At 64.7% G+C, this 12,863-nt stretch carries 9 protein-coding genes and 1 tRNA gene (1 of these 10 only partly in view); 8 read left to right on the top strand and 2 right to left on the bottom strand.

From position 1 onward, the window contains the following. Positions 1-34: 34 nt before the first annotated feature. The 3 genes from hydA (at position 35) to FRC96_RS18800 (ending at position 4,477) form a co-directional block, all read left to right on the top strand. Entirely contained in the window at positions 35-1,417 is a 1,383-nt protein-coding gene (hydA, locus tag FRC96_RS18810) for a dihydropyrimidinase (RefSeq protein WP_146976804.1), read from the top strand. Between the two features lie 153 nt (positions 1,418-1,570). Next, positions 1,571-3,070 (top strand): CoA-acylating methylmalonate-semialdehyde dehydrogenase, encoded by a 1,500-nt coding sequence (locus FRC96_RS18805; RefSeq protein WP_146976802.1) that lies wholly within the window; start codon positions 1,571-1,573, stop codon positions 3,068-3,070. Positions 3,071-3,157: 87 nt separating this feature from the next. Next, positions 3,158-4,477, top strand: a complete 1,320-nt coding sequence (locus FRC96_RS18800) for an aminotransferase class III-fold pyridoxal phosphate-dependent enzyme (protein ID WP_146976800.1) — start codon at positions 3,158-3,160, stop codon at positions 4,475-4,477. A 110-nt stretch (positions 4,478-4,587) separates the two neighbouring features. Here the strand turns inward: FRC96_RS18800 and FRC96_RS18795 are convergent, their stop codons facing one another. Both FRC96_RS18795 and FRC96_RS18790 read right to left on the bottom strand, forming a co-directional pair. Further along, the gene (locus tag FRC96_RS18795) at positions 4,588-5,013 is read right to left on the bottom strand and encodes a DUF1801 domain-containing protein (protein ID WP_146976798.1); all 426 of its coding nucleotides are present in this window, start codon (positions 5,011-5,013) and stop codon (positions 4,588-4,590) included. 94 nt (positions 5,014-5,107) lie between these two features. Then, the gene (locus FRC96_RS18790) at positions 5,108-6,697 is read right to left on the bottom strand and encodes a class I adenylate-forming enzyme family protein (protein WP_146976796.1); all 1,590 of its coding nucleotides are present in this window, start codon (positions 6,695-6,697) and stop codon (positions 5,108-5,110) included. A gap of 377 nt (positions 6,698-7,074) precedes the next feature. On the opposite strand from FRC96_RS18790, the gene FRC96_RS18785 reads away from it, so the two are divergent. The 5 genes from FRC96_RS18785 to FRC96_RS18765 form a co-directional block, all read left to right on the top strand. Beyond that, positions 7,075-7,146, top strand: a tRNA-Asn gene (locus tag FRC96_RS18785). Between the two features lie 381 nt (positions 7,147-7,527). Beyond that, positions 7,528-7,809 carry a metal-sensitive transcriptional regulator gene (locus FRC96_RS18780; RefSeq protein ID WP_146976794.1) on the top strand — a complete coding sequence of 94 codons (282 nt, stop codon included), beginning with the start codon at positions 7,528-7,530 and terminating at the stop codon, positions 7,807-7,809. A gap of 10 nt (positions 7,810-7,819) precedes the next feature. Beyond that, positions 7,820-10,318 (top strand): heavy metal translocating P-type ATPase, encoded by a 2,499-nt coding sequence (locus FRC96_RS18775; protein ID WP_146976792.1) that lies wholly within the window; start codon positions 7,820-7,822, stop codon positions 10,316-10,318. After that, positions 10,315-11,670 (top strand): APC family permease, encoded by a 1,356-nt coding sequence (locus FRC96_RS18770; protein ID WP_146976790.1) that lies wholly within the window; start codon positions 10,315-10,317, stop codon positions 11,668-11,670. The genes FRC96_RS18775 and FRC96_RS18770 overlap by 4 nt, the downstream gene beginning before the upstream one ends. 169 nt (positions 11,671-11,839) lie before the next feature. After that, positions 11,840-12,863, top strand: the 5' portion of a protein-coding gene (locus FRC96_RS18765) for a multicopper oxidase family protein (RefSeq protein WP_434006983.1). Its footprint extends 317 nt past the window's final position; the window shows 1,024 of its 1,341 coding nt (coding positions 1-1,024); it begins with the start codon at positions 11,840-11,842; its stop codon lies beyond the right edge, outside the window.

The following is a 12,863-nucleotide window of genomic DNA, read 5'->3' as shown; positions in this document are numbered from 1 at the left end:
TTGAAGATCGTTTTACCCCCGAGATGAGGTTTGCATGTCGCAGCTTGTCATTCGTAACGGAGAGATTGTCACCGCCAGCCAGCGCTACGTGGCGGATATCTACTGTGAAGACGGCACCATCAAAGCCATCGGCCCCAACCTGGACGTGCCGGCCGGGGTGGAGGAGTACGATGCCCGGGGCAAGTATGTCTTCCCGGGCTTTATTGATCCGCACACCCACGTGCGCCTTCCCTTTATGGGCACGATGGCGGTGGATGACTATGAGTCGGCCACGGTCGCGGCCCTCTGCGGGGGCACGACCACGCTGATCGACTTCTGCATTCCCGAGCGTGATGAGTCCCCGCTGCACGCGTTCAACACCTGGCAGGAGGTCTCGCAGGGCAAGGCCTGCTCGGACTTCACCTGGCATATGGCGGTGACCCGCTTTGACGAAGAGGTGGAGCGAGAGCTGCGTGAGATCGTCAGCCGCGGCGTGACCAGCTTTAAGGTCTTTCTGGCCTACGGTGGCGCGCTGGGTGTGGATGACGCGGCGCTGCTGGGCGTGATGAAGCTCGCAAAAGAGCTGGGCGTGGTGGTGACCGCGCACTGCGAAAACTCCGAGATGATCGACACCCTGCAGAAGAGGCTTGTGGCCGAGGGTAAGCTCGGCCCCGAGTGGCATGAGCCCAGCCGACCCACCTATGTGGAAGCCGAAGGCACCCGGCACTTCTGCAACCTGGCGCGCACCACCGGCGCGGAGGGTTACATCGTGCACCTCTCGTGTGAGGAAGCGCTCAAAGAGGCCGTCGACGCGCAGCTGGCCGGGGCGAACGTGTGGGTGGAGACGCTGATTCAGCATCTTGTGCTCGACCACACCGACGCGGAGCGCCCCGACTTCGAAGGCGCCAAGTTCGTGATGAGCCCGCCTCTGCGCGAGAAGAGCAACCAGGATCCACTCTGGAACGGGTTTGCAAAAGGCATCATCGCGACCCTGGGAAGCGATCATGCGCCGTTCGATATGGAGCAAAAGCGTATGGGGGAGGATAACTTCTGCCTGATCCCCAACGGTATCCCCTCGCTCGAAGATCGCGTGCGCGTCTTCTTTACCGAGGGTGTGCAGACCGGGCGCGTGGACATCCACCGCTTTGTGGACGCAGCAAGCACCCAGGCGGCCAAGATCTTCGGGCTCTTTCCGAAGAAGGGCACGATTCAGATCGGAAGCGACGCCGACCTGGTCGTCTACGATCCCGAGGTCAGCGAGAAGCTCAGCGTGGAGACCCACCATATGAACGTGGACTACAACCCCTTTGAGGGGCGAGAGGTCCAGGGGCGCTGCGAGCTTGTGACGGTGCGCGGCAACGTCCAGGTGCGCGATGGCGAGTTCGTCGGCCAGAAGGGCATCGGAGAGTTTCTCAAGCGTAAGCCAAAGATGAGCTGACGCGCAGTCTGCGCCGGCTCGTCGCCGGAGTTCTGGATCATACAACCTGTCCGAACAGACGCTGCCTGCCGGCGTTTCTTCGCGCCGCCAGAAAGGCTCGAAGGGGCGCCGGCGCGAGCGGTATCGGATGACCCTCACACAAGGAGCATGGCGATGAGCGAGTTGAAGTTTTCTTTTGCGACCCGGGGCTACGAGCTTACCCCCTACGTGCAGGCCAATAACTGGATCGGTGGTGCCTGGAAGCCCTCGAACACCGGTGCGACGCAGGATGTGATCAACCCGCGTCATGGCAAGGCGATGGGGAAGGTCGTCGACTCCGGTGCGGCCGATGTCGAAGAGGCGTACGCGGCGGCGAAGGCGGCGCTTCCGGAGTGGAAAGCGCTTCCGATCCGTGAGCGTGCTCAGGTGCTCTACAAGGTCAAAGAGCTGATGGAGGCCCACCTCGAAGAGCTCTCCTGGCTGCTCTCGCATGAGAATGGCAAGACCATCGGCCAGGCGCGCGGCGAAGTGCTCAAGGGCATTGAGTGCGTGGAGATGGGCGCCTCGCTTCAAAACATGGCAGATGGCGGTCAGCTGGACGTGAGCCGCGGGGTCAACTGCAAGGTGATTCACGAGCCGGTCGGTGTGGTCGCGGGCATCGTGCCTTTTAACTTCCCCACGATGGTGCCGCTGTGGATGCTGCCGCAGGCGCTTGTCGCCGGGAACACTTTTATTTTGAAGCCGTCGGAGAAGGTCCCCTACGGAGCGATGCGCCTGGCGGAGATCTTCAAGCAGGCCGGGCTGCCTGACGGCGTGCTCAACATCGTCAACGGCGGCAAAGACGCTGTTGAAGCGATTATCGACCATGAGGGCATCGGGGCGGTGGCGTTTGTGGGCTCGACGCCGATCGCGAAGTTGCTCTACGCCCGCGGTGCAAAGACGGGCAAAAAAGTGCTCGGATTGGGCGGCGCCAAAAACCACCTGGTGGTAGTCCCCGATGCCTCTCCCGAGGTGACGTCGGCCAACGTCGTGGCCTCGTACACCGGGTGCGCCGGTCAGCGTTGTATGGCGGCGTCTGTGCTTCTGGCCGTCGGCAATGTGGATCACATCCTCGACGATGTGGCCGAGAAGTCGCGCGCGCTCGTTGTTGGTCAGGACATCGGTGCGGTGGTCTCCAAAGAGTCGCGCGAGCGCATCGTGCGCTACATTGACGAGGCGGAGGCCGCCGGCGCAACAATCCTCGTCGACGGACGGGGCGCGAAGGTCGAAGGCTCCGAGGGATACTGGGTCGGGCCGACGATCATCGACGGCTGCACTCCGGATATGGCGTGTGTGCGCGAGGAGATCTTCGGGCCGGTGCTCTCGGTGATTCGCGTCGATACGCTCGAAAAGGCGCTCGATATTGAGAACTCCAGCCCCTTTGGCAACGCTGCCTGCATTTACACGACCAGCGGCGCGGTGGCCGAGCGGGCCATCAACCGCTTTGAGGCCGGGATGTGCGGCGTAAACATCGGCGTGCCCGTGCCGCGCGAGCCCTTCGCCTTTGGCGGCTGGAATGACAGCAAGTTCGGTCACGGCGACATGACCGGCATGGACGGCTTCCGCTTCTGGACGCGACCGCGCAAGGTCACCGTGAAGTGGGAGCTGCAGTCCGATGAGACCTGGATGTCCTGAGTCGACGCGCTGCCGCGTAACCTGCAAGGAACGCGGCAGCGCCGGGCAGGTCGGAACCCAACCTTTTTCTGCGACCCGAGGAACGCGATGGACTCTCAGGACATGATCGACCTCTGTAAGAAACACACCATGTACACCTGGGCTGCCGGCGATAACGTCGAGCCCATCCCCGTGGAGCGTGCCGAGGGCGTGTATTTTTACACGCCCGAGGGCAAGCGTTTTCTGGATTTCAACAGCCAGCTGATGAGCGTGAACATCGGCCACAGTCACCCGCGGGTGATTGAGGCGATGCACCAGCAGCTTCAGCAGGTGGCCTATGTTTATCCAGGCACCGCCACCGCGGTGCGCGCGCGGGTGGCAAAGAAGCTCGCCGAGCTCGTGCCCGGCGACATCAATACCTTTTTCTTCACGCTGAGCGGGGCGGAGTCCAACGAGAACGCCATCAAAGCGGCGCGCAGCTACACCGGTCGCTTCAAGATCCTGAGCCGCTACCGCAGCTACCACGGCGCGACCAACGCCTGCATGCAGCTTACCGGCGATCCGCGTCGCTGGGCCAACGAGCCCGGCAGCCCGGGCTTCATCAAGGTGATGGATCCTCGCCCCTACCACTACAGCTTCGGAGAGAGTGAAGAAGAACAGACGGCGCGCAACCTGGAGTACCTCGAAGAAGTCATCATGTACGAGGGCCCCGACACCATCGCGGCGATGTTTGTGGAGACCATCACCGGCACGAACGGAATTCAGCCGCCGCCGAAAGGCTACCTCAAAGGGCTTAAGGCGCTCCTTGAGAAGTACGGCATCCTGATGGTGTGCGATGAGGTGATGTGCGGGTTTGGGCGCACCGGCAAGATGTTTGGTTTTGAGCACTACGACGTGGTGCCCGACATCGTGACGATGGCCAAGGGCCTGACCAGCTCGTACGCGCCGCTGGGCGCGATGGGGGTGAGCGGCGCCATCGCGGAACATTTTAAGAAGAACATGTTCTGGGGCGGGCTGACCTACAACTCGCACTGCCTGGCGCTCTCGGCGGCGGAGGCTTCCATTCAGGTGATGCTCGATGAGCAGCTCGTCGAGAACGCGGCGCGTTTGCAGTCGGTGATGCGCGAGGAGATGGATCGCCTCAAAGAGCGTCACCCCTCGTTTAAAGAGGGCAGGGCGCTGGGGCTCTTTGGCATGATCGATGTGCAGAAGAACAGCGCGGGTGAGCGCATCGCGCCCTTCAACGGAAGCCACCCGGCGATGGCGAAGCTCGGGCAGTTCTTCCGCGACAACGGGCTCTTTACCTTCGTGCGCTGGGGGAGCTTTATGTGCAACCCGCCCCTTTGCATTACGGAGGAGCAACTGCGCGAGGGCTTTGCGATCATTGATCGCGGTATGGAGATCACCGACGCGGCGTTTGAGGGCTGATGCAAGCCCCCGAAGTGCGGTGGTGAGGTGATGCCGCGGGCCCGATGGGCCCGCGGTTTTTCTCTTGGTAATGCGTTGTTGCCTGGGTTGGGGACCACGGGCTGTGGTCCTCATGCAGGCGTCGTCTCGTAGGTGTTTTTGAGGTAGGTCAGCGATCGCTGGATCAGTTCGCGAAGCGCGGCCTCATCGATGTCAGCGAGCTTGTTGATGTAGAGGCAGGATTTGCCGGTTTTGTGTTTGCCCAGGCGACTCATGATGTCCTCGACGCCCTCAAAACCGGACATGATGTAGAGCGAGATGTTGCGCTTGCGCGGGGAGAACCCGGCCAGCATCCAGTCGCCCTCGCGGCCGCTTTCGTAGATGTAGTGGTAGGTGCCAAAGCCGACGATGGCGTCGCCCCACATCACCGCCGGGGCGCCGACTTCCTCTTCAAAGATCTCGAGCAGGCGCAGGCAATCCTCGCGGCGATTCGGATCTTCGACGGCGTTGAGGACTTCGGCGGGGTTCTGGTCGGTGGGTTGTGTTTTGAGGGACATGGTCGATCCGTGGGTCGAAGCAGCTGATTGTCGCCAGGCGGGGGCGTGTCGCAACGCCCCCGGGGGTGAACACGTCGACCCTATCAGCGCCGCGTCATCTTGCGAGTTTTTGCCAGAGCGTCAGAAGGGCGGGGCGGTCGACTTTTCCGGCCGGGGTCAGGGGGAGGGTGTCGCAAAAGCGTAGCTCGCGCGGGAGCTTGTAGCCCGCCAGCTGAGGGCGAAGATGATCGATAAGCGACGCTTGTGCCGGGGGCTGGTGCGGATTGCTCGGGCATACCAGCGCGACGATCTTTTGACCCCAGTGCGAATCCGCGACGCCCAGCACCGCCGCTTGCGCGACTTCGGGGTGTTCGACGAGCAAGGACTCCACCTCCGCCGGGGCGACGTTTTCGCCGCCGGTGATGATCACGTCGTCCAGGCGTCCTTCCACATAGAGGAAGCCCGCATCATCGAGGTGCCCAAAGTCACCGGTGAGGTAGGCGTCGCCGCGGAAGGCCTGATGAGGATCGGGCGATTCGCCCAGGTAGGTCGCGACGAGCTGTGGACCGCGCACCACGATCTGGCCAGACGCACCGGCTGGCAGCGGTTCGCCATGCGGATCTTCGATCCACACTTCGACATCATCCGGAGGGATGCCGGCCGATGCCCGTCGAGGGTCGTGTGTGGCGAGCGTTCCTGGAGGCATCAGCGTCACCATGGGGCCGGCCTCGGTCATGCCGTAGCCCTGGAGGAGTTCAAAACCGAGCGTGCGGGCGTCGTCAACGTAGGAGGGGGGCATGGGTGCACCTCCGCAGATTCCGAAACGCAGCGCTGCCAGCGTGCGCTTCTGGCGTCGTGCGACATCGAAGAGCGCGCGCCACATCGTCGGGACCATCACCGCGCTGCGCACCTCGCCACGGGTGATTGTTGCCAGCAGCGCGTCGGGCACAAAGCGTGAGGCGATGTACAGCGGTGCGCCGGTAGCGATAGCGGCTGCGCTCAGCGCGCTGAAGCCCGCCACATGGAAGTTAGGGGCGACCACAAGCACCGGTTCGTCGGAGGGAAGGTGCGTCATCTCGGCAAACTGGCGGGCGTTGTGCGCGAGGGTGCGCCTGGTGTGTGCGACCTGTTTGGGGCGACCGGTGGTGCCGCCGGTGGACATGATGAGCCAGGGCGCATCGTGATCCTTGTGGCGGCCCTCGGTACCCGTGAACGGCGGCGTTGCGGCATCGTACTCGGAGCGCTCGGCGATGACGTCGGCCCAGAGGGCGTCGCGATCCAGGATGCGCTCCCGCAGGCTCATGGATGTATCCGACGCTCGCGTGACCGCTTCGCGCGTCGTGGTGGAGGCGTCATCGTCGACGATGAGCGCGCTGATCTCGAAGGGCAGGGCGTCGAGCGCCAGCCCCAGCTCCCGCGCGCTCCAGCGGTAGTTCAGCGGCCAGAAGCTCGCGCCCAGCCCGGCGCAGGCCAGCGCCAGGCTCCAGGCGATGGGGTGGTTGGTGCCGCGGTAGCCCACGGTGGTGCCCGGCCGCACACCCGCGTCGACAAGCAGCGCGCGCAGGCGTTCGACGATGTGTAGCCACTCGCGCCAGGAGGCCGAGCCGCGCAGCTCGTCGGCCCGCCAGGCCGTTGCGTGGGGGCGAGTCTCGGCGTGGGCGGCAAGGGCCGAGGGCAGATCACAGATGGGTTGAAGTTCGGGCATCGCGGATCTCGTACGAGTCGGTGCAGAGCGGGTGTTCGGGCGCGAATTGAGGCGCTCAACGTGTCGCCGGAGGTGGGTCGGGGTGAACCTCCTGATGCTCGTCCGGCAGCTCAGATGGTGCGCACCGGGGAGGTGGGGGCGAGCGAAAAACGGATCTTTTTTTCAGTACTTTCGTGGGGGATCATTTTCGCGGGCAGAACGTTTGGAACGGGGTGATGGTCGTGTTGTTGTCATAAGTTGCTGTACTTTATGGCGTTTCTGCTCGACGCGGTGTCGCAGGTGGCCGCTCTGATTAAAAAAAATCAAAAGTGCGTTGACACCGAAGAGAGCGTTGTGGCACATAATGCTCATCGCGGCGGCGCTGACCGCCAGAACAATCCGGCGTAGCTCAGGGGTAGAGCGAGCGGCTGTTAACCGCTTGGTCGTAGGTTCAAATCCTACCGCCGGAGCTTCATAAGGCCCAGGCTAGTCAGCCTGGGCCTTTCTCTTAACAGGACCCTCGTCGGCATCGCCGGCGGGGGTCTTGTCGTATCTGCCCTGCTGGCGCGGGTTTGCGGTGGGTCGCTGGTCGGCGGAGGTGGTCTCTGCTCCGGCGGCGCCAGAGTAGCTCGCTTCGTCACCGCCCCCAGACCGGTGCTCTCTGAGTGCTCTTGGGCCTCAGAGACGCCTCCAGACGCCGAAAAGCCGGTTCACACCAGAGAGCCGATGGTTAGCCCGGTGAGAGTGGGACAGCCGGGGCGTCACAAAGAGCCTCCTTGACGCAGAGGTCGCTCGTGCTCAATATACCCCTGCCCGGGTATGGGTAAACAGCGGCCTTGAGGAAACGTCCCATGATGAGCCCCGATACGAAAGAGAAGGTCGAAGCCCGCCTCAAGCGGGCCGCCGGGCAGGTGTCCGGCATCCAGAAGATGGTCGAGGACGACCGCTACTGTGTCGACGTGCTGATGCAGATTTCAGCGGCCCGCGCTGCCCTGGCGAAGGTCAGCAAGATGCTTCTCGAGTCCCACATCCAGACCTGCGTCACCGGCGCGTTCGAGAGCGACGATGAGGACGAGCGGGCTTCGAAGATCGCGGAGCTCGTTCGGGTCTTCGAGAAGAACTGCAGCTGCTGACGAGGACACCATGAGTCACGAACACGAACACCATCACGACCACGAACACGGCGGCTGCCACCACGAGCACGGCGACGACGACGGCGCTGCGCTCCGAGATCCCGTCTGCGGGATGAAGGTCACCGAGGACAGCAAGTACCGACACGAGCACGACGGCGAGACTTACCGCTTCTGCTCGGGGAGCTGCCGAGAGAAGTTCGCGTCCGACCCCGACCCCGACCCCGACCCCGACCGCTACCTCAACCCTGAGGACCACGAGGCTCACGAGGCACCTGCGGGCATCGTGTTCACCTGCCCGATGCACGCCGAGGTCGAGCAGATCGGCCCGGGCGACTGCCCCAAGTGCGGCATGGCGCTCGAGCCCAAGGGCGTGCCAGCGCTCGCGACCAAGACCGAGTGGACCTGCCCGATGCACCCCGAGATCGTTCGGGACGAGCCGGGCGACTGCCCGATCTGCGGCATGGCCCTTGAGCCGCGCACGGTGACGCTGGACGAGGAGGAGGACAACCCGGAGCTGCGCGACATGACGCGACGTTTCTGGTTCGCCGCCGCGCTCTCGCTGCCGCTCGTGGCCATCGTCATGATCGACATGCTCCCGAGCCGGCCGATCTCCAGCGTTCTGCCCGGACGAACACGGGCGTTCGTCGAGCTGGCGCTCGCCACTCCGGTCTGTCTCTGGTCGGCGTGGCCGTTCTACGTGCGGGCGGTCCGCTCGGTGAAGAACATGAGCCCCAACATGTTCACGCTGATCGGGCTCGGCGTGAGCGTCGCCTACGTCTACAGCCTCATCGCCACGCTCCTTCCTGGCATCTTTCCCGAGTCGTTCCGCGGTCACGGCGGCGAGGTCGCCGTGTACTTCGAGGCGGCCGGCGTCATCGTGACGCTGATCCTCCTCGGCCAGGTCCTCGAGCTGAAGGCCCGAAGCCAGACCAGCGCCGCCATCAAGAAGTTGCTGGGCATGGCCGCGAAGACGGCTCGGCTCATTCGCGACGACGGCAGCGAGGAGGACGTCCCGCTCGACCAAGTGCGCGAAGGCGACCGCCTGCGCGTCCGCCCCGGCGAGAAGGTGCCCGTCGACGGCGAGGTGCTCGAGGGCACGAGCCACGTGGACGAGTCCATGGTGACCGGCGAGCCCATCCCGGTCGAGAAGAGCCCCGGCGCCAAGGTCATCGGGGCCACGGTCAACGGCACTGGAGGCCTCGTGATGCGCGCCGAGAAGGTTGGCTCCGAGACCCTGCTGTCTCGCATCGTGACCATGGTCGCCGAGGCGCAGCGGAGCCGCGCGCCCATCCAGAAGCTCGCCGACGTCGTGTCGTCCTACTTCGTTCCCGCGGTCATTCTCACGGCGATCGTGACCTTCATCGTGTGGGCACTGGTTGGGCCGGAGCCCCCGATGGCCTACGCCCTCATCAACGCCGTGGCGGTGCTCATCATCGCGTGCCCCTGCGCCCTCGGTCTGGCCACACCCATGTCGATCATGGTGGCCACCGGCAAGGGGGCCTCGCTCGGGGTGCTCTTCAAGAACGCCGAGGCGATCGAGGTGCTGCGGAAGGTCGACACGCTGGTCGTCGACAAGACGGGCACGCTGACCGAGGGCCGGCCCGCGCTGGTCGCGGTCGAACCCGCGGAGGGCATGGCCGAAGACGAGCTGTTGCGCCTGGCTGCCGCCCTCGAGCGAGGCAGCGAGCATCCCCTCGCCGAGGCGATCGTCAGAGGCGCGGAGGAGCGCGGCCACGAGCTCCCGAAGGCCAGCGACTTCGGTTCGGTGACGGGCAAGGGTGTCCGCGGCTCGGTCGAAGGACGCGACGTCGCGCTCGGCAACCTCGCGATGATGGCTGAAGTTGGGGTGGACCCCGGGCCGCTATCGCAGCGTGCCGAGGCGCTCCGAGGCGAAGGACAGACCGTGATGTTCGTCGCCATCGACGCCTCGCTCGCCGGCATCATCGGGGTGGCCGATCCCATCAAGGAGAGCACGCCAGAGGCCATCGCGGCGCTCCACGAGGAGGGGCTCCACGTGGTCATGCTCACCGGCGATAGCGAGACAACGGCCCGCGCGGTCGCCGCCAAGCTGGGCATCGATGAGGTCATCGCGGGTGTGCTGCCCGACGAAAAGGCGGCCAAGGTAGAGTCGCTGCAGGGCGAGGGCCGGGTTGTCGCCATGGCCGGCGACGGGATCAACGACGCGCCGGCGCTCGCGCGCGCCGACGTGGGCATCGCGATGGGCACCGGCACCGACGTCGCGATGGAGAGCGCGGGCGTGACGCTCGTCAAGGGCGACCTCCGCGGGATTGTCCGCGCACGCAAGCTGTCTCGACAGACGATGGCGAACATCCGCCAGAACCTCTTCTTCGCCTTCGCCTACAACACGGCCGGCGTGCCCATCGCCGCCGGGGTGCTCTACCCGTTCTTCGGGATCCTGCTCTCGCCGATGTTCGCGGCCGCCGCGATGAGCTTGAGCTCGGTTTCCGTGATTGGCAACGCGCTCCGTCTGAGAAGGTCAAACCTATGACGGATCGATCCGCCAAGTACAAGAAAGGAAGCCTGAGCCTCATCGCTACGGTCGCGATGGGCACCGGCGTGATGATCGGCGCCGGGATCTTTGCGCTGACCGGGCAAGTGGCCGAGCTCGCCGGCGGGCTCTTCCCCGCAGCGTTCATCATCGCCGCGATCATTAGCGGCTTCAGTGCCTACAGCTACATCAAGGTGGCGGGCGCCTATCCGTCGGCCGGCGGCATCGCCATGATCCTGAAGAAGGCCTACGGGCCCTCGACGGTGACAGGGGCGGCCTCGTTGCTGATGGCCCTGTCCATGGTCATCAACGAGAGTCTCGTCGCCCGGACCTTCGGCGCCTACACTCTTCGGCTCTTCCCAGGCGAAGCTGCGGACTTCTGGGTGCCCGTGCTCGCGGTGGGCCTCATCGCTGTCGCGTTCGCCGTGAACGTCGCGGGGAACAAGGTCATCGGGACCGTCTCCAACGTGAGCGCGGTCTTGAAGATCGGTGGGTTGCTCGTGTTCGCCGCCATCGCGGTCGCGGCCTCCGGCGTCGACCTCCAGATCCAGCCGTGGCCACCATCCGGCGATCCGACGGCACCCGACTTCATCGGTGCGATCGCACTCGCCATCCTGGCGTTCAAAGGCTTCACGACCATTACCAACAGCGGAGACGAGATCGTCGAGCCCGAGAAGAACATCGGTCGAGCCATCGTCATCTCGCTCGCGATCTGCCTGGTCGTGTATCTGGCGGTCTGTTTCGCCGTCGCCTCCAGCCTATCCCTCGAGGAGTTGATCCGGGCGAAGGACTACGCCCTCGCTGAGGCTGCGCGTCCGGCCATCGGCGGGTACGGGACGACCTTCACCGTCATCATCGCGATCATCGCGACGGCATCGGGGCTTCTGGCGAGCGTCTTCGCAGTCTCCCGGATGCTCGCGATGTTGACTGACATGAACCTCATCCCGCACAGCCACTTCGGGATGCCTGGTGACATTCAGAAACACACATTGGTGTATACCGTGGTCATCGCCGCCGCGCTGGCCGCGCTCTTCGACCTGTCCAGGATCGCGTCGATGGGGGCGATCTTCTACCTCGTGATGGACATGGCGATTCACTGGGGCGTGCTGCGTCATCTTCGCGGCGAGGTCGAGGCGAGTGCCCCCGTGCTGGTCACTGCCATCGTGCTCGACGCCCTCGCCCTCGCCGCGTTCCTCTTCGTCAAAGGTTCGTCCGATCCCTTGATCGTGGGCGTGAGCCTCAGTGGTATCGCAGTCGTGTTCGCGTTCGAACGGCTCTTCTTGCGACGCGTTCGAGGCCAGGGATCCGAGGACGGCCACGCCCACCAGCACGGTGAGAATCATGACTCTTGATGCGAAGTCTCCAACTTCCTCTTGTACGGCCCTTTTCTTTGTTTTGCTGGTCGTGTTGCTTGCTGGCGGATGCCGCTCAGACCAGGGGGAGAGCAGCTCATCCGTTCAGTCCTCTCCAGCCACGGCGTCGGCCACTCAACAAGAGGTCCCCCCGGAACAGCCGCCCGACGTGGTTCTACAGAGGCTGGAGCGAGAACTGTCGGCGGCATACCCGGTTGACGCACCCGAGCCGAGCTCGAGGCGAGAGTTCGAGCTGCGTGCTGCGCCCGGAACAGCCCAGCAGTTCGACGGGCGGCTGCTCGATGTCTGGGCCTACAACGGCCAGGTGCCAGGGCCCGTCCTGCGCGTTCGCCTCGGCGAAGAGGTCGTTGTGCGCCTTCAGAACGACCTCCCGCAGCCCACGACAATCCACTGGCACGGTGTGCGCGTGCTCAACGCGATGGACGGCGTCCCCGGCGTAACCCAGGACCCGATACCGCCGGGCGGTTCATTCACCTACCGCTTCGTCCCCAAGGACGCGGGGACCTTCTGGTTCCATCCTCATGTCCGCAGCGCCGAGCAGGTCGAGCGAGGGCTCTATGGCGTCCTGATCGTCGATGACGCCGAGACGCTGCCCTACAGCCGCGACGAGGTCTGGGTGCTCGACGACTGGCGGTTGGGCTCGGATGGGCAGGTCGATCCTCGCTTCGTGACCCGGCACGACCTCGCGCACGATGGTCGGTGGGGACAGATGGTCACGGTGAACGGTGACGCTGCGCAGCAGCTCGTCGTTCGGCCCGGAGAGCGAATCCGGCTGCGTCTGGTGAACACCTCGAACGGCCGTGTCTATCGCCCGGACTTCGGCAGCCTCGAGCCCCGTGTCATCGCCGTGGACGGCATGTACACAGCCCGTCCTCTCCCGATTGACGGCTTCGAGCTCGCGCCGGGCAACCGACTTGACCTTGATATCGCCATCCCGGCCGATGGAGCCGGCCGGAGCTACGCGATCATCGACCGCTTCACCCGCCGACCGTTCACGCTGGCGACCATCCGAGCCGACGGTGAGCCCGTGTCCACGCCCACGTTCGAGGCACCATCGAACCCGAACGTCCCGGGATGGGACGGCGCCATCGAGCGCCCAGTGGACGTGACCTACGTGTTGAACGCCCAGCGTGGGGGCGAGCACGGAATCCAGTGGACGATCAACGAGCGCC

The organism is Lujinxingia vulgaris, from assembly GCF_007997005.1.
GTDB lineage: Bacteria > Myxococcota_A > Bradymonadia > Bradymonadales > Bradymonadaceae > Lujinxingia.
The sequence above is the reverse complement of the archived record's forward strand: the minus strand, read 5'-3'. Positions and strand labels throughout refer to the sequence as shown.